The 16207-nt window shown below is 71.7% G+C and carries 15 protein-coding genes; 13 read left to right on the top strand and 2 right to left on the bottom strand.

Translation table 11 applies throughout. From position 1 onward, the window contains the following. Positions 1 to 45 precede the first annotated feature (45 nt). The 3 genes from ACYVAQ_RS17180 to ACYVAQ_RS17170 are packed head-to-tail and all read left to right on the top strand — an operon-like array spanning position 46 to position 4389. On the top strand, positions 46 to 690 hold the full coding sequence (locus tag ACYVAQ_RS17180; RefSeq protein WP_460791641.1) for a SatD family protein: 645 nt from the start codon (positions 46 to 48) through the stop codon (positions 688 to 690). 16 nt (positions 691 to 706) lie between these two features. Next, positions 707 to 1438: a hypothetical protein gene (locus ACYVAQ_RS17175; protein ID WP_460791640.1), complete on the top strand. Its 732-nt coding sequence runs from the start codon at positions 707 to 709 to the stop codon at positions 1436 to 1438. Further along, positions 1435 to 4389: an ATP-binding protein gene (locus tag ACYVAQ_RS17170; RefSeq protein ID WP_460791639.1), complete on the top strand. Its 2955-nt coding sequence runs from the start codon at positions 1435 to 1437 to the stop codon at positions 4387 to 4389. The genes ACYVAQ_RS17175 and ACYVAQ_RS17170 overlap by 4 nt, the downstream gene beginning before the upstream one ends. 2 nt (positions 4390 to 4391) lie before the next feature. Here the strand turns inward: ACYVAQ_RS17170 and ACYVAQ_RS17165 are convergent, their stop codons facing one another. Then, positions 4392 to 5234, bottom strand: coding sequence for an ABC transporter permease (locus ACYVAQ_RS17165; RefSeq protein WP_460791638.1), 843 nt, complete (start codon positions 5232 to 5234; stop codon positions 4392 to 4394). Further along, on the bottom strand, positions 5234 to 6232 hold the full coding sequence (locus tag ACYVAQ_RS17160; protein WP_460791637.1) for an ATP-binding cassette domain-containing protein: 999 nt from the start codon (positions 6230 to 6232) through the stop codon (positions 5234 to 5236). Before ACYVAQ_RS17160 ends, ACYVAQ_RS17165 begins: the two co-directional genes overlap by 1 nt. A 105-nt stretch (positions 6233 to 6337) precedes the next feature. On the opposite strand from ACYVAQ_RS17160, the gene argC reads away from it, so the two are divergent. The 10 genes from argC to argH are packed head-to-tail and all read left to right on the top strand — an operon-like array spanning position 6338 to position 15867. Further along, positions 6338 to 7375: an N-acetyl-gamma-glutamyl-phosphate reductase gene (gene argC / locus ACYVAQ_RS17155; RefSeq protein ID WP_460791636.1), complete on the top strand. Its 1038-nt coding sequence runs from the start codon at positions 6338 to 6340 to the stop codon at positions 7373 to 7375. Further along, entirely contained in the window at positions 7372 to 7788 is a 417-nt protein-coding gene (locus tag ACYVAQ_RS17150) for an ACT domain-containing protein (RefSeq protein WP_460791635.1), read from the top strand. The genes argC and ACYVAQ_RS17150 overlap by 4 nt, the downstream gene beginning before the upstream one ends. Positions 7789 to 7804: 16 nt before the next feature. Further along, on the top strand, positions 7805 to 8956 hold the full coding sequence (gene argJ, locus ACYVAQ_RS17145) for a bifunctional glutamate N-acetyltransferase/amino-acid acetyltransferase ArgJ (protein WP_460791634.1): 1152 nt from the start codon (positions 7805 to 7807) through the stop codon (positions 8954 to 8956). Beyond that, positions 8953 to 9876, top strand: coding sequence for an acetylglutamate kinase (argB, locus tag ACYVAQ_RS17140; protein ID WP_460791633.1), 924 nt, complete (start codon positions 8953 to 8955; stop codon positions 9874 to 9876). The genes argJ and argB overlap by 4 nt, the downstream gene beginning before the upstream one ends. Further along, entirely contained in the window at positions 9873 to 11084 is a 1212-nt protein-coding gene (locus ACYVAQ_RS17135; protein ID WP_460791632.1) for an acetylornithine transaminase, read from the top strand. The genes argB and ACYVAQ_RS17135 overlap by 4 nt, the downstream gene beginning before the upstream one ends. Further along, complete coding sequence (gene argF / locus ACYVAQ_RS17130) at positions 11081 to 12016, top strand: ornithine carbamoyltransferase (RefSeq protein WP_460791631.1); 936 nt, start codon at positions 11081 to 11083, stop codon at positions 12014 to 12016. Before ACYVAQ_RS17135 ends, argF begins: the two co-directional genes overlap by 4 nt. After that, positions 12013 to 12531: an arginine repressor gene (locus tag ACYVAQ_RS17125; RefSeq protein WP_460791630.1), complete on the top strand. Its 519-nt coding sequence runs from the start codon at positions 12013 to 12015 to the stop codon at positions 12529 to 12531. The genes argF and ACYVAQ_RS17125 overlap by 4 nt, the downstream gene beginning before the upstream one ends. Continuing rightward, positions 12528 to 13964, top strand: coding sequence for an argininosuccinate synthase (gene argG / locus ACYVAQ_RS17120; protein WP_460791629.1), 1437 nt, complete (start codon positions 12528 to 12530; stop codon positions 13962 to 13964). The genes ACYVAQ_RS17125 and argG overlap by 4 nt, the downstream gene beginning before the upstream one ends. Next, positions 13964 to 14440 carry an NUDIX hydrolase gene (locus ACYVAQ_RS17115; RefSeq protein ID WP_460791628.1) on the top strand — a complete coding sequence of 159 codons (477 nt, stop codon included), beginning with the start codon at positions 13964 to 13966 and terminating at the stop codon, positions 14438 to 14440. The genes argG and ACYVAQ_RS17115 overlap by 1 nt, the downstream gene beginning before the upstream one ends. Further along, positions 14437 to 15867 (top strand): argininosuccinate lyase, encoded by a 1431-nt coding sequence (gene argH / locus ACYVAQ_RS17110; RefSeq protein ID WP_460791627.1) that lies wholly within the window; start codon positions 14437 to 14439, stop codon positions 15865 to 15867. Before ACYVAQ_RS17115 ends, argH begins: the two co-directional genes overlap by 4 nt. The last annotated feature ends 340 nt before the right edge of the window (positions 15868 to 16207 follow it).

The following is a 16207-nucleotide window of genomic DNA, read 5'->3' as shown; positions in this document are numbered from 1 at the left end:
GAAGGAGATACCTTCATTTTCGAGAAATGAAGGTATTCTCTGCACATGACCGCTGCACCGCTCGCCGCGCTGATCGGCGACGTCGTCGGCTCCCGCGCGGAGTGGGACCGCCGTGGCGGCCTGCACGACGACGTCGTGGCGGCGATCGACGCCGTCAACGAGCGGATGTCGCCGGTCGTGCCGTTGCGGATCACCATCGGGGACGAGTACCAGGGCTGCTTCGCCACGGTCGGCGACGCCTGTCGGGCGTCGCTCGTGCTGCGGCTCGCCCTGCTGCCCGACCACGACGTCCGGCACGGCATCGGCTGGGGCACGACGTCCGTGCTCCGCGACGAGCCGCGGGTCGAGGACGGCCCGGCCTGGTGGGCCGCCCGCGAGGCGATCGAGCAGGCCGAGGCAGCGTCCGGCCGGGCCGCGCTGCGCGGGTCGCGCACGGCGTACGTCTGCGGAGAGGGCACCGACGGCCCGCAGCCGGACGCGATCAACGCCGCGCTGCTCTGCCGCGACGAGCTCGTGGGTTCACTGTCGGAGCGATCGGTCATGCTGTTGCGGGGGCTGCTCGAGGGGCGCACCCAGCGCGAGCTCGCTGCGGACCTCGGTGTCTCGGCGTCTGCGCTCTCGCAGCGGGTGCGGCGCGACGGGCTCGGGACGCTGGTGCGCGCCGACGAGCTGCTCGCACGGGTGGGCTGAGGAAGGGAGGACGGACATGAGCTGGGTCGCCCTGCTGCTGATCGGTCTCGGCGTGACCGACCTGGTCCACTCCCTGCGCCACCGGCCGGTCGTGCCGGAGTGCGTCGGTGCGGTCACGGTGGTCGCCGTGGCGCTGCTCGCCGGCCTCGTGCACGTGCGCGACCTCGCCGCGGTCGTCCTCCTCGTCGTCGTCACCCTGGCCTGGGGGCGCACCGTCACCCGCGGCTTCGGCCGGAACCGGCCGGCCGTCCCGCTCACCCTGCTCGCCCTCGCCCTCCTGGTGACGATCCTCTGCTCGCCCTGGGCCGATGCCGCCGGCGGCCCGCTGCGGCACTGGCTCGACGACGCATCCCTGCCGGTGCTGAGCGGCATGTCCGCCGACCACTTCCTCGTCGTGCTCGGCGCCGCCCTCGTCCAGCTCTCGACCGGCAACGTGGTCGTCCGCCTGGTCCTCTCGGCGACGCACACGATCAGCCCGATGAAGCAGGACGCCCCGAGCGGTCCGGAGCAGGAGCTCAAGGGCGGGCGGCTGCTCGGCCCCATGGAGCGCCTCGTCATCTTCGGCTTCGGCCTCAGTGGTGCGCTCACGGCGGCCGGTGTGGTCATCGCGGCCAAGGGTCTGCTCCGCTTCCCGGAGCTGCAGTCGCGGCGCGGTGAGGACCGGATCCACCTGCTGACCGAGTACTTCCTGGTCGGCAGCTTCGTCAGCTGGATCGTCGCCCTGGGCGCACTGGTGCTGGCGCAATGAGCGCTGCGCGCCTGCACGTCCTCGACGACGTGACCTGGGACGGCTCACCCGTCCCCGGCGAGCGCACGCACGCCCTGCTCCGCGCGCTGGTCGATGCCGGTCCCCGGGGAATCGGCGAGCACGCCCTGATCGACGAGATCTGGGCCGACGACCTGCCCGCCAACCCGACCAAGGCGCTCCAGGTAGTCGTGTCCCGCGCCCGGTCGGCGACGGCGGCCAACGCCATCGAGCGCACCGCCGTCGGCTACCGGCTCGCCCTCGCTCCCGAGGACGTGGACGCCTGGGCCCTTCGGCCGGTCGGGCTGCGCCTCGCCGCCGAGGGTGCGTACGCCGACGCCCTCCCTCTCCTCGAGCGCGCGACCGCCGACGACGAGGTCGTGGTGGCGCTCCTGCGCGCGACGGCGGCCGTGCACGGCGTACCCACGGCGCTGGAGCGGTACGAGCAGCACCGCTCCGACCTGGCCGACCGGCTCGGCATCGACCCCTCACCCGACCTCCAGGACCTGCACCGCGAGCTGCTGGCGAGTGACAGCCCGGTGCGATCCGGGCTGCGGCACTACGCCTCGAGCCTGGTCGGCCGCGACGACGCGCTCGACGAGCTGCAGCGGCTCCTCCGCACCCACCGGGTCGTGTCGATCTTCGGTCCGGGCGGCCTGGGCAAGACCCGGCTGGCCCAGCTCGCGGCGACGTACGCCGAGCAACCGGTCGTCCATGTCGTCGAGCTGGTCGGGGTGGTCGACCCCGAGGACCTCGCGTCCGAGCTCGGCTCGGCCCTCGGCGTACGCGACTCGGTGAGCGGGCGCCGGGTGCTGACCGCTGCCGAGCGGCGCGACGTCCGCACCCGCATCGCCCAGCAGCTCGACCAGGCGCCGACCCTGCTGGTGCTCGACAACTGCGAGCACCTCATCGAGGCCGTCGCCGACCTCGTCGCCTACGTCGTGACGACAGCGCCCCGGCTCCGCGTGCTCACCACGACCCGGATCCCGCTCGCCATCGCGGCCGAGCAGGTGTTCCCGCTGCGCACCCTGGACGTCCGCGACGCGGCGGAGCTGTTCTGCCAGCGCGCGGCGGCGGCCCGGCCCGGCGTCGCGCTGCCGGCCGATGCCGTCGCGAGCATCGTCACCCGCCTCGACGGCCTTCCGCTCGCCATCGAGCTGGCGGCGGTGAAGGTGCGGGCGATGAGCGTGGCCGAGGTCGACGCGCGCCTGGAGAACCGCTTCGCGCTGCTGCGCGGGGGAGACCGCAGCGCCCCCGACCGGCACCAGACGCTGCTCGCCGTCATCGACTGGTCCTGGAACCTGCTCGATCCTCGCGAGCGCCGCGCCCTGCGGCGGCTGTCGGTGTTCCACGACGGCTTCACCATCGGCGGCGCCGAGGCGCTGCTCGGCCCCGACGCGCTGGCCTCGGTGGAGCAGCTGGTGGACAGCTCGCTGCTCGTCGTCGCCGAGGAGTCGACGGGCATCCGCTACCGGATGCTGGAGACCGTGCGCGAGTTCGGCCGGATGCAGCTGGTCGACGCGGGGGAGCGCGACGACGCCGTCGCGGCCCAGCGACGCTGGGCGGTCGACTTCTGCACCACCTGGGGTACGCGGCTGTTCACCGCCGACCAGGTCGAGGCCGTCGAGGCCCTGCGCGCGGAGGTCACGAACCTCGCCGACGTGCTGCGGCAGGTGATCGCGGCGGGCGACCGCGCCGGCGTCGTCCGCATCTACAGCGCGCTCGGTGGCTACTGGGCGATCGTCGGCGACCATCCACGCGCGTTCACCGTCGGCCCCGCGGTCGCGCGGGCCATCGACGGCTGGAGGCCTCCCGCCGACCTGCTCGAACCGGCCCGGGTCACCCTCGCCAGCTGCTTGATGGGCGCGATCCTGACCGGCGCCGAGGAGGAGGCGGTGGCACGACGCATCGCCGACCGGATCGGCGTCGACTCGCCCAGCGCGCACCTGCGCACCATGCTCACGATCCTGCTCGCCCACGACCGCCGCGGCACGGACGAGGCGGAGGAGCTGTTCGAGCGCCTCGCCGGGGACCCCGACCCGCGGGTCCGTGCGACGACGTACCAGTTCCTCAGCCACGACCGGGAGAACGGTGCCGATCCCGCGGCGGCGATCGACGCGGCGACGAAGGCGCTCGAGCTCACCACCGGCGAGCACGGTCCGTGGCTGGGCGCTGTGCTGCACGCCCAGCTCTGCGCGCTGCACGCCCAGATCGGGGACGTGCGCGGCGCGGCCCACCACGCCACCGCCGCGCTGCCCGGCCTCCGCCGGCTCGGCGCGCTCGACGACGTCGTGCAGTCCGAGGCGATCCTCGGCATGGCGGCCCTCGAGATGGGCCGCGTCGACGAGGCCGAGCGGATCGTCGAGGCGCTCGGCGAGATCAGCGGCCAGGGCCCGTTCGGCTCGAAGGGCGCCCTGCTGTCCCTGCGCGGCGAGGTGCTGCTCGCCCGCGGTCGCGTCGACGAGGGGTTGGCGTGCTTCCGCGACAGCATCGCCGCGATGTCCCAGCTGCGGTTCCCCGGCACCGAGGACGAGCCGAACATGGTGCCGTGGGTGATCTTCACCGAGGCCAGCGCCCTCGCGGCCCACGTGCGGCACGCCGAGGCCGACGACGGCGCCGACTTGTACGCCGCCCTCACGGCGAAGGCACGCCCGGTCCTCGCCGAGTCGCGCCAGATGATCGACCTGCCCGTCGCGGGCGTCCTGCTCTTCGCGATCGGTCTCTGGGCCCTCAACCGTGCGGCGCTGCCCGCCGAGGACGCCCTCCGGCTGCTCGTCGTCGCCGACGGCCTGTCCTACCACCGCTTCGCGCCCGCCCTGCGCTGGGAGAGAGCGGTGAAGGATGCCGAGCGCATCGCACCCGGCGTCCTGGGCGGCGTGCAGGACGAGTACGCCGGGCGCCGCGGAGCAGATCTGCTCGACGACGCCCGGCGCCTGGTCGGCCGGCTGTACTGAGGTCACATCTTGCGCGCGTACCCCCGCATCGCGAGCGGGGCGAAGATCGCGACGACGATCGCGCACCCGCCGAGAGCCCAGAGGACCTCGAGCGTGACGTCGCCGTTGTTCATCAGGTCCCGCACCGCCGTGACCACGTGCGACACGGGGTTCACCTGGACGAACGCCTTGAGCCACCCGGGCAGCGTGCTGGTCGGCACGTAGGCGTTGGACAGGAACGTCAGCGGGAACATGATCATCATCCCGATGCCCTGCACGGCCATCGCCGACCTGGCGACGGTCCCGAGCGCCACGAAGATCCAGGACAGCGACCAGCCGGCGACGATCGTCATCAGCCACCCGGCCGCGACGCCGAGGAAGCCACCGCCTGGCCGGTAGCCCATCAGCATCCCGACCGCGATGGTGATGGTCGCGGCGATGCCGTAGCGCAACAGGTCGGCGATGACCGGGCCCGCCAGCGGAGCGATCCGGGCGATCGGCAGCGACTTGAAGCGGTCGAAGACGCCCTTGTCCATGTCCTCGCGCATCTGCGTGCCGCTGGCCATCGAGGCGGTCAGCGTGGTCTGCGCCAGGATGCCGGGGATCATCAGCGGCAGGTAGGCGCTCACCGAGCCGGAGATCGCGCCGCCGAAGATGTAGCCGAACATCGCGGTGAACAGGATCGGCTGCAGCGCCACGTCGAAGAACTGCTCCGGGTTGCGGCGCATCTTCTTGAGGGCCCGCCATGCCATCGCCATCGTCTGGTCGACGGTGTCACGCAGGCTGGGCCGCAGGGACAGCCCGGCAGCGGGGTCGACGACGCGTGCGCCGATCGAGGTCTCAGGGGTGCTCTGGAGGGTGGTCATCAGGCCACCTCCCTTCCGGTGTCGTCGGTGTCGTCCTGGGCGTGGTCGTCCTCGGAGTGGTGACCGGTGAGGGCCAGGAAGACCTCGTCGAGGGTGGGCTGGCGCACCGAGGCGGTGGTGATGTCGAGACGTGCCTCCCGCAACGCGATGAGTACGTCGGCCGCGCGGTTCGCGTCCGGCAGCGCGACGTTGAGCCCACCGGCCTCCGGGGTCAGGACTGGCGCCTCGCCGAGCAGCCGCTCGACGATCGCCGCGGCCTCGCTCGTGCGCTCCTTGTCGGAGAACCGCACGTGCAGCGTCGAGTCACCGACGCTGGTCTTGAGCTGCTCGGACGTGCCCTCGGCGACCTTGCGGCCGCGGTCGATGACAGCGATCCGGTCGGCGAGCTGGTCGGCCTCGTCGAGGTACTGCGTCGTCAGCAGGATCGTCGACCCGTTCGCGACGAGCTCGCGGATCGTGTCCCACATCTGGCCGCGGGTGCGCGGGTCCAGGCCGGTCGTCGGCTCGTCGAGGAAGATCAGCGGCGGCTGGGCGATGAGCGACGCGGCCAGGTCGAGCCGGCGCCGCATGCCGCCGGAGAAGTTCTTGATCTGTCGGCTGGCCGCTTCGGCCAGGTCGAACCGAGCGAGCAGCTCGTCGGCGATCACGCGCGCCTGGCGCGTGGACCGGCCGAGCAGCCGGGCGAAGAGGACGAGGTTCTCGGCCGCGGTCAGGTTCTCGTCGACGGAGGCGTACTGCCCGGTCACGCCGACGAGCTGTCGGATCTGGTGCGGGTGGGACGCGACGTCGACGCCGAACAGGGAGGCCCGGCCCCCGTCGATCGGCAGCAAGGTCGCGAGCATGGACAGGGTCGTGGTCTTGCCGGCGCCGTTCGGGCCGAGGACGCCGAAGACCTCGCCCCGGCGTACCTCCAGGTCGATGCCGTCGACGGCCCGGAAGTCGCCGAAGGTCTTGACCAGACCGACCGCCTCGACAGCGAGGGGAGTGGTGGAGTTCATGGCGCTACTGTGGGCCGCGCCGGTTTCAATCCGCCTTCACTTTTCGACGTGGCCGGTTTCAGCCCGGAACCCGGTGCACATGAACATGCAGGGTTGTGTATGATCATGCATATGGACAAGGTCAAGGTCGCCGTCGCCGGCGCCAGTGGGTACGCCGGGGGCGAGGTGCTCCGGTTGCTGCTCGGCCACCCCGGCGTGGAGATCGGCGCGCTCACCGCGGGATCGAACGCGGGGGAGAAGCTCGGTTCGCTCCAGCCGCACCTGCTGCCCCTGGTCGACCGGGTGCTGCTCGAGACCACCGTCGACAACCTCACCGGGCACGACGTCGTCTTCCTGGGCCTCCCGCACGGCCAGTCCGCCGCGATCGCCGAGCAGCTCGGTGACGACGTGGTCGTCGTCGACTGCGGTGCCGACTTCCGGCTCGAGGACGCCGCGGAGTGGGAGAGGTTCTACGGCTCGGATCACGCCGGCACCTGGCCCTACGGCCTGCCCGAGCTCCCCGGCCTGCGCGCGACGCTCACCGGCGCGAAGCGGATCGCCGTCCCCGGCTGCTACCCGACGATCTCCAGCCTCGCCCTCGCGCCCGCCGTCGCGGCCGGCCTCGTCGAGCCTGACGTCGTCGTGGTCGCCGCCTCCGGCACCAGCGGTGCCGGCAAGTCCGCGAAGACCCACCTGCTCGGCAGCGAGACGATGGGCAACACCAGCGCCTACGGCGTCGGCGGCGTCCACCGGCACACCCCCGAGATCACCCAGAACCTCGGCCGGCTCACCGACGCCGACGTGACGGTCTCCTTCACTCCGCTGCTCGTCCCGATGAGTCGCGGCATCCTGGCCACCTGCAGCGCCCCGGTCGTCGACGGCGTCACGGCCGAGCAGGCCCGACAGGCCTATGTCGACGCGTACGCCGACGAGCCGTTCATCCACGTGCTGCCGGCCGGTCAGTGGCCGCAGACCCAGAGCGTGCTCGGCTCCAACGCCGTCCACCTGCAGGTGACCGTCGACGAGACTGCGGGTCGGCTCGTCGCCATCGGCGCGATCGACAACCTCGCGAAGGGCACCGGCGGCGCCGCCGTACAGTGCATGAACCTGGCCCTCGGCCTCCCCGAGACCACCGGCCTCTCGACCGTAGGAGTCGCGCCGTGACCGCGTCAGCCCGGACCTTCCACCTCGCCCGCTTCCCGGAGACCCTGGCCGTCGTCCGGCTCGCGCCGGGCGCCGAGATCCCGGAGTGGGCCGAGTCGTCCTCGGTCTTCTCGATCACGGCCACCGCGACCGAGACGAGCCTGATCTGCGCGGGCCGGAGCGTGCCGAAGAAGGCCAAGCACCACAAGCCGTTCACCGCCTTCTGCCTCACCGACGAGCTCGAGACCACCGAGGTCGGCGTGCTGCACGCCCTGCTCGGCCCGCTCGCCGAGGACGGCATCCCGGTGCTCACCCTGTCGACCTACGACACCGACTGGATCCTGGTCCCGACGGCGCAGGCCGACGCGGCCGAGGAGGCCTGGCGACGATCGGGGCACGACACCGCCCCCGCCGTCCCCTCCCACCTCAGCTAGCGCAAGGATCACCACCGTGAGCGTCACCCACCCCGCCGGCTTCGTCGCCGCCGGCGTCGCCGCCGGCCTCAAGTCCACCGGCGCCAAGGACTTCGCCCTCGTCGTCAACCAGGGCCCGAACTTCGACTCCGCCTCCGTCTTCACCAGCAACCGCTGCAAGGCCAACCCGGTCCTGTGGAGCGAGCAGGTCGTCAAGGACGGCATCGTCAAGGCGGTCGCCCTCAACTCCGGCGGCGCCAACTGCTACACCGGCCCCGAGGGCTTCCAGACCACCCACGCCACCGCCGAGAAGGTCGCCGAGCTCGTCGGCATCGGCGCGGGTGACGTGGTCGTCTGCTCGACCGGTCTCATCGGCCTCACCAGCACCCGCGAGAACATCCTCGGCGGTGTCGTCGACGCGGTCGCGCAGCTGTCGAAGGACGGCGGCGACGACGCGGCGCACGCGATCATGACCACCGACACCGTCAGCAAGCAGGTCGTGGTGCAGGGCGACGGCTGGTCGATCGGCGGTATGGCGAAGGGCGCGGGCATGCTCGCCCCCGCGCTCGCCACCATGCTCGTCGTCATCACGACCGACGCCGTCGTACCCGCCGCCGACCTCGACAAGGCCCTCCGTGCCGCGACCCGGGTCAGCTTCGACCGGCTCGACTCCGACGGCTGCCAGTCCACCAACGACACCGTGACCGTCATGGCTTCCGGCGCCAGCGGCGTCACACCGACGGTCGAGGGGTTCACCGCGGCCCTCACCGAGCTGTGCACCACGCTCGCGACCCAGCTCCTCGCCGACGCCGAGGGCGCCAGCCACGAGATCTCCATCAGCACCATCAACGCGGTCAGCGAGGACGAGGCGGTCGAGGTCGGCCGGAGCGTTGCCCGGAGCAACCTGTTCAAGGCCGCCGTCTTCGGCAACGACCCGAACTGGGGCCGCATCCTCGCCTCCGTCGGTACGACGAGCGCCACCTTCGAGCCGGCCGACCTCGACGTCGCGATCAACGACGTCTGGGTGTGCCGGAACTCGACGCCCGCCGCCGACCCCGCCACGGTCGACCTGACGCCGCGGAAGGTCACCGTCACCATCGACCTCAAGTCGGGTGACGCCCAGGCCACCGTCTGGACCAACGACCTGACCCACGCCTACGTCCACGAGAACAGCGCGTACTCGTCGTGACCGCGCAGCCCGGAAGGCCCGACCCGACCAAGGCCGCCATCCTCGCGGGTGCGCTGCCGTGGCTGAAGGCGTACCACGGGAAGATCGTGGTCATCAAGTACGGCGGCAACGCCATGACCGACGACACGCTCAAGCGCGCGTTCGCCGAGGACATCGCGTTCCTCCGCTTCGCCGGCTTCCGGCCCGTCGTCGTCCACGGCGGTGGTCCGCAGATCTCGCAGATGCTCGACCGGCTCGGCATCGAGTCGGAGTTCCGCGGCGGTCTGCGGGTCACGACCCCCGAGGCGATGGACGTCGTCCGGATGGTGCTCGTCGGCCAGGTCCAGCGGGAGCTGGTCGGGCTGATCAACGAGCACGGCCCGCTGGCGGTCGGCCTGTCCGGTGAGGACGCCGGCCTGTTCACCGCGACCGCGACCGGCACCGTCGTCGACGGCGAGGAGGTCGACCTCGGCCTCGTCGGCGAGGTGACCCACGTCCGGCCCGAGTCGGTGATCGACCTGATCGAGGCCGGCCGGATCCCGGTCGTCTCCAGCGTCGCGCCCGACGCGGCCGGCGTCGTCCACAACGTCAACGCCGACTCCGCCGCCGCCTCGCTCGCCGCGGCGCTCGGCGCGGAGAAGCTGCTCGTCCTCACCGACGTGGAGGGCCTCTACGCCTCGTGGCCGGACCCCGAGGAGGTCATCGGCGAGATCAGCCCGGAGGCGCTCGAGGAGATGCTGCCGTCGCTCGCGAGCGGCATGATCCCGAAGATGACCGCCTGCCTGCAGGCGGTGCGCGGGGGAGTCCCTCGCGCGACCGTGGTCGACGGCCGCGAGCGGCATGCGGTGCTGCTCGAGCTGTTCACCGACGAGGGCGTCGGCACCCAGGTGCTGCCCGGCGTCAGCACCAAGACCCGCAAGGCCCGGGAGGTGGGCAGGTGAGCACGCAGCAGTGGCTGGACCGGTACGCCGGCGCCGTCATGAACACCTTCGGCACGCCGAAGCTGGTGCTGGCCTCCGGCAAGGGCTGTCGCGTGACCGACGTCGACGGCAAGGAGTACGTCGACTTCCTCGGCGGCATCGCCGTCAACACGCTGGGTCACGCCCACCCGGCGCTGGTCGACGCAGTGACCACCCAGCTGCAGACCCTCGGCCACATCTCGAACTTCTTCGCCAGCACGCCGCAGGTCGAGCTGGCCGAGAAGCTCGGCGACCTGGTCCAGCCAGTCGTTGGTCGAGTAGCGAGCGCCAGCGAGCGTATCGAGACCAAGGTCTTCTTCTGCAACTCCGGCGCCGAGGCCAACGAGGCCGCGCTCAAGATGACCCGGCGTACCGGCCGCACCCGGATCGTCGCCATGGAGGACGCCTTCCACGGCCGCACGATGGGTGCCCTCGCGCTGACCTCGAAGGCCGCCTACCGGGAGCCCTTCGAACCGTTGCCGGGCGACGTCACCTGGGTCCCGTACGCCGACGTCGACGCGCTCGCCGCAGCGGTCGACGACAGCACCGCCGCGGTGATCATCGAACCGCTCCAGGGCGAGGCCGGCGTCAACGTCGCGTCCTCGGAGTTCCTGCAGGCGGCCCGCCGGATCACCAGCGAGCACGGCGCGCTGCTGTGGCTCGACGAGATCCAGAGCGGCATGGGGCGCACCGGCACCTGGCTCGCGAGCCAGCCGTCCGGCATCGTCCCCGACATCGTCACCCTGGCCAAGGGCCTCGCCGGCGGCATCCCGATCGGCGCCTGCATCGGCCTGGGGGACGCCGCCACCCTGCTCCAGCCGGGCAACCACGGCACCACCTTCGGCGGCAACCCCGTCGCCACCGCGGCCGCGCTCGCGGTCATCGACACGATCGAGTCCGACGGGCTGCTGGCGAACGCCACGGCCATGGGCGACCGGCTCCGTGCGGGCCTCGCCGCCGATCCCCGGGTGACCGAGGTCCGCGGCTGCGGCGTCCTCGTCGGCCTCACCCTGGCAGCGGCCCAGGCCCCCGCTGTCGTCGCGGCCGCGCAGGACGCCGGCTGGATCATCAACGCCACCGGCCCCGACCGGATCCGCCTCGCCCCGCCGCTCATCGTCACGGCCGACGAGGTCGACGCGTTCCTGGCCGCCTGGCCGTCCATCCTCGACGACGCAGGAGTCACCGCATGACCCGCCACTTCCTCCGCGACGACGACCTCACGCCCGCCGAGCAGGCGGAGGTCCTCGACCTCGCGGCCAGCCTGAAGGCAGCGCCGTACGACGCCAAGCCGCTGGCCGGCCCACGCACGGTCGCGATGATCTTCGACAAGCCGACCCTGCGCACGCAGGCGAGCTTCGCCGCCGGCATCGCCGAGCTCGGCGGTCACCCGATGCTGGTCGACGGGGCGCTGGCCGGGATCGGCAAGCGCGAGTCGGTCGCCGACGTGGCGCGGGTGCTGGGCCGGCAGGCCTCGATGATCGTGTGGCGCACCTACGCGCAGACGGCCCTCGACGAGATGGCCGCGCTCTCCGGCGTACCCGTCGTCAATGCGCTGACCGACGAGTTCCACCCCTGCCAGCTGCTGGCCGACCTGCTCACGATCCGCGAGCACAAGGGCGCGACCGCCGGCCTGACCGTGGCGTTCCTCGGCGACGCGGCCTGCAACATGGGCAACTCCTGGGCCCTCGCCGGCGTGACCGCTGGCATGCATGTCGTCTTCGGCTGCCCGGAGGGCTACGTCCCCGACACCGAGGTGCTCGACAGGGCCGCGGCCATCGGTGAGCAGACCGGCGGCTCGGTCCGCATCGCCGTCGATCCCGACGTCGCCGTCAAGGACGCCGACGTCGTCGTCACCGACACCTGGGTCTCGATGGGCAAGGAGGACGAGGCCGCCGCACGCCGCGCCGTCTTCGCCCCGTACGCCGTCACGACCGAGCTGATGAAGAACGCCAAGGACGACGCGATCGTGCTGCACTGCCTGCCGGCGTACCGCGGCAGCGAGATCGACGCCGACGTGATCGACGGTCCGCAGAGCGTCGTCTGGGACGAGGCCGAGAACCGCCGCCACGCGCAGAAGGCGGTCCTCGCCTGGTTGCAGGAGCGACGAGGCGACGGCGGATGAGCGAGCACGCCCTGACGCCCCTGACCAAGAGCGCCCGTCAGCAGCTCATCACCGAGCTGCTCGGCGGGCGTGAGGTGCACTCGCAGCCGGAGCTCGCCGAGCTGCTGGCCGAGCGCGGCGTCAACGTCACCCAGGCGACGCTGAGCCGCGACCTCGTCGAGCTCGACGCGGTCAAGGTGCGCGCTCCCTCCGGCTCGCTCGTGTACGCCGTCCCCGCACTCGGCGGCGACCGCACCCCGGTCGCGGGGGAGTCCGCCGCCGCCGGCCACCGGCTGGCCCGACTCGCGACCGAGCTGCTCGTCAGCGCCGAGGCCAGCGCCAACCTGGTCATCCTCCGCACCCCTCCGGGCGCGGCCCAGTTCCTCGCCAGCGCCGTCGATCGTGCGGACCTGCTGGACGTCCTCGGCACCATCGCCGGCGACGACACGGTCCTCGTCATCGGCCGCAACCCGGCCGGCGGCGACAAGCTGGCCAAGAAGTTCACCGCCCTCGCAGAAGGAAGCATCACCGAATGAGCAAGGTCCTCACGTCCCTCCCCGTCGGCGAGAAGGTCGGCATCGCGTTCTCCGGCGGTCTGGACACCTCGGTGGCCGTCGCCTGGATGCGGGACAAGGGCGCGATCCCGTGCACCTACACCGCCGACATCGGGCAGCCCGATGAGCCGGACATCGCCGGCGTCCCCGCCCGTGCCAAGCAGTACGGCGCCGAGATCGCCCGCGCGGTCGACATCAAGCCGCAGCTGGTCGAGGAGGGCCTGGCTGCGCTCGCGTGCGGGGCCTTCCACATCCGCTCGGGCTCGAAGGCCTACTTCAACACCACCCCGCTCGGCCGCGCCGTCACCGGCACCATGCTGGTGCGCGCGATGCAGGCCGACGACGTCAACATCTGGGGCGACGGCTCGACGTACAAGGGCAACGACATCGAGCGGTTCTACCGCTACGGCCTGATGGCCAACCCGGAGCTGCGCATCTACAAGCCGTGGCTCGACGCCGACTTCGTCAACGAGCTCGGCGGTCGGCACGAGATGAGCGAGTGGCTCGTCGAGCACGGCCTCCCGTACCGCGACTCGACCGAGAAGGCCTACTCCACCGACGCCAACATCTGGGGCGCCACCCACGAGGCGAAGATCCTCGAGCACCTCGACGTCTCGCTCGAGGTCGTCGAGCCGATCATGGGCGTGAAGTTCTGGGACCCGTCGGTCGCGATCGAGACCGAGGACGTCACCATCACCTTCGAGGCCGGCCGTCCGGTCGCCCTCAACGGCAAGCGGTACGACGACGCGGTGGCCCTCGTCGTCGAGGCCAACACGATCGGCGGTCGGCACGGCCTCGGCATGTCCGACCAGATCGAGAACCGCATCATCGAGGCCAAGTCGCGCGGCATCTACGAGGCGCCCGGCATGGCGTTGCTGTTCGCGGCGTACGAGCGCCTGCTCAACGCGATCCACAACGAGGACACCCTGGCGAACTACCACCTCGAGGGCCGCAAGCTCGGCCGCCTGCTCTACGAGGGCCGTTGGCTCGACCCGCAGGCGCTGATGCTGCGCGAGTCGATCCAGCGCTGGATCGCCTCCCTGGTGACCGGCACGGTCACGCTGCGGCTCCGTCGCGGCGACGACTACACGATCGTCAAGACCGAGGGCCCGAACTTCTCCTACCACCCGGAGAAGCTCTCGATGGAGCGCGTCGAGAACGCCGCCTTCGGGCCGACCGACCGCATCGGCCAGCTCACCATGCGCAACCTCGACATCGCCGACAGCCGCGCCAAGCTGGAGCTGTACGCCGGCCAGCCGCTCGACCAGGGCACGGTGCTCGTCGAGAACGGCACCCTGTTCGGGGAGCTGCCGGCCGGTGGCTACGACCAGATCACGGCCAACCCGGACGTCGTGGAGGACCCCGACGCCCAGGCCGTCATCGAGGAGGCGGCCATGGAGCTCGGGACCGACTGATGCCCGAGCCCATCCACCGCACCGCGGCCCGGCTGCTGCCGGTGTCTCCCCAGGGGCGCGTGCTGCTGCTCGAGGCGCAGGACCCCGCGTTCCCCGGTGACCTGCACTGGATCAGCGTCGGCGGGGCCGTCGACCCGGGGGAGTCGCACGAGGAGGCTGCCCTGCGCGAGCTGGTCGAGGAGACCGGCATCGTCGCCGAGCTCTCCGCCGTGGTCGGCCCGCTCGGCACGGGGGTGCACCCGTTCTCCTGGAACGGCACCGACTACGTCTCCCACTCGACCTTCTACGCGATCCCGCTCGCCGAGGACGTGACCGTCCGCTTCGACGGCCTGGACGCAGGGGAGGTCGGCAACATCTTCCGCGCCGCGTGGTGGACGCCCGACGACCTGGCCGCCGACGGTACGGCGGCCTCCGCCGACATGCCCGACATGATGCGCGCTGCGATCGCCGCGGTGCTGGACGGAGTACTGCGATGAGCGAGATCAGCACCACCAACGAGGGCAAGCTCTGGGGCGGCCGCTTCGAGGGCGGCCCGTCGCCCGAGCTCGAGGCGCTCTCGCGCTCCACGCACTTCGACTGGCGCCTGGGTCTCTACGACATCGCCGGGTCGCACGCGCACGCCAAGGCGCTCGGTGCCGCGGGCCTGCTGACCGCCGAGGAGGAGAACGAGCTGCACCGCGGTCTCGACGTCCTCGCCGAGCGGTTCAGCCAGGGCCGGCTGCTGCCGGCCGACTCCGACGAGGACGTCCACGGCGCCCTCGAGCGGCTGTTGATCGAGGAGGTGGGTCCGGACGTCGGTGGCAAGCTCCGCGCCGGTCGCTCCCGCAACGACCAGATCGCGACGCTGTTCCGCTGCTACCTGCTCGACCACGCGATCCGGATCAGGGGCCTCGTCCTCGACCTCGTGGGAGCCCTTGCGGACCAGGCCGAGCGCCACCTGGGGGACAAGCCGGCGATCATGCCGGGGCGGACGCACCTGCAGCACGCCCAGCCCGTCCTGCTCGCGCACCACCTCCTGGCGCACGCGTGGCCGCTGCTCCGCGACGTCGACCGACTCGACGACTGGCGGCGGCGGGTCGAGTCGGACTCGCCGTACGGCTCCGGCGCGCTCGCTGGTCAGAGCCTCGGCCTCGATCCGGAGCTGGTCGCGCGCGAGCTGGGATTCACCGGCTCCACGGCCAACTCCATCGACGGTACGGCGGCCCGCGACTTCGTCGCCGAGTTCGCCTACGTCACCGCGCAGATCGGCATCGACGTCAGCCGGATCGCCGAGGAGGTCATCCTCTGGGCGACCAAGGAGTTCGACTTCGTGACGCTGCACGACTCCTGGTCGACGGGGTCGAGCATCATGCCGCAGAAGAAGAACCCCGACATCTCCGAGCTCGCCCGGGGCAAGGCGGGGCGGCTCGTCGGCAACCTCGCCGGGCTGCTCACCACCCTCAAGGCCCTCCCGTTGGCCTACAACCGGGATCTCCAGGAGGACAAGGAGCCGGTCTTCGACTCGGTCGACACCCTCGAGGTCCTGCTGCCGGCGTTCACCGGTCAGGTCGCCACCCTCGTCTTCAACGTCGAGCGGATGGCCGAGCTCGCTCCGCAGGGGTTCTCGCTCGCCACCGACATCGCCGAGTGGCTCGTCCGCCAGGGCGTCCCGTTCAGGATCGCCCACGAGCTGGCCGGCGCCTGCGTCCGTACGGCGGAGGCGCGCGGCGTCGAGCTCGACGCGCTGACCGACGAGGAGTTCGCCGCGATCTCGCCGGCGCTCACTCCCGACGTCCGTCTCGTGCTCACGGCCGAGGGCTCCGTGGAGTCGCGCAACGGGCGTGGGGGCACGGCTCCCGAGCGGGTCGCCGAGCAGCTCCAGCAGCTGCGCCAGCGTGCTGCGCGGGGCCCGTCGCAGGCGTAGATGCGCCCTGCTGCGGCCGAGGGGACCCCCGATTTGGCATGCCGTTCGCGTGTCTGTAATGTTCTCTCTGTCGCCGCAAGCGGCCGAAGCCCCCGGGCAAACCGGAGGGCTTCTTGCTTGCACAGACCAACCGCCGAGGGGCGGGGCCAACGTCAAGTTGACCGAGTACCGCAACGTGAGTAGCGTTGCTCAGGTTGCCCCGCGAAAGGGCGCCGGGTCACCGGTGAGACACGCGGGCGTGTCTGATGTTTGAGAACTCAACAGTGTGTCATGCATTTGATTGTTGTGAAATGTTTGTGCGGCGACCTTAGGGTTGTCGGAGTATTTTCGGCAATGAATG

This window comes from Nocardioides maradonensis (assembly GCF_054777115.1).
This window is presented reverse-complemented; position numbering and strand designations above follow the sequence as displayed.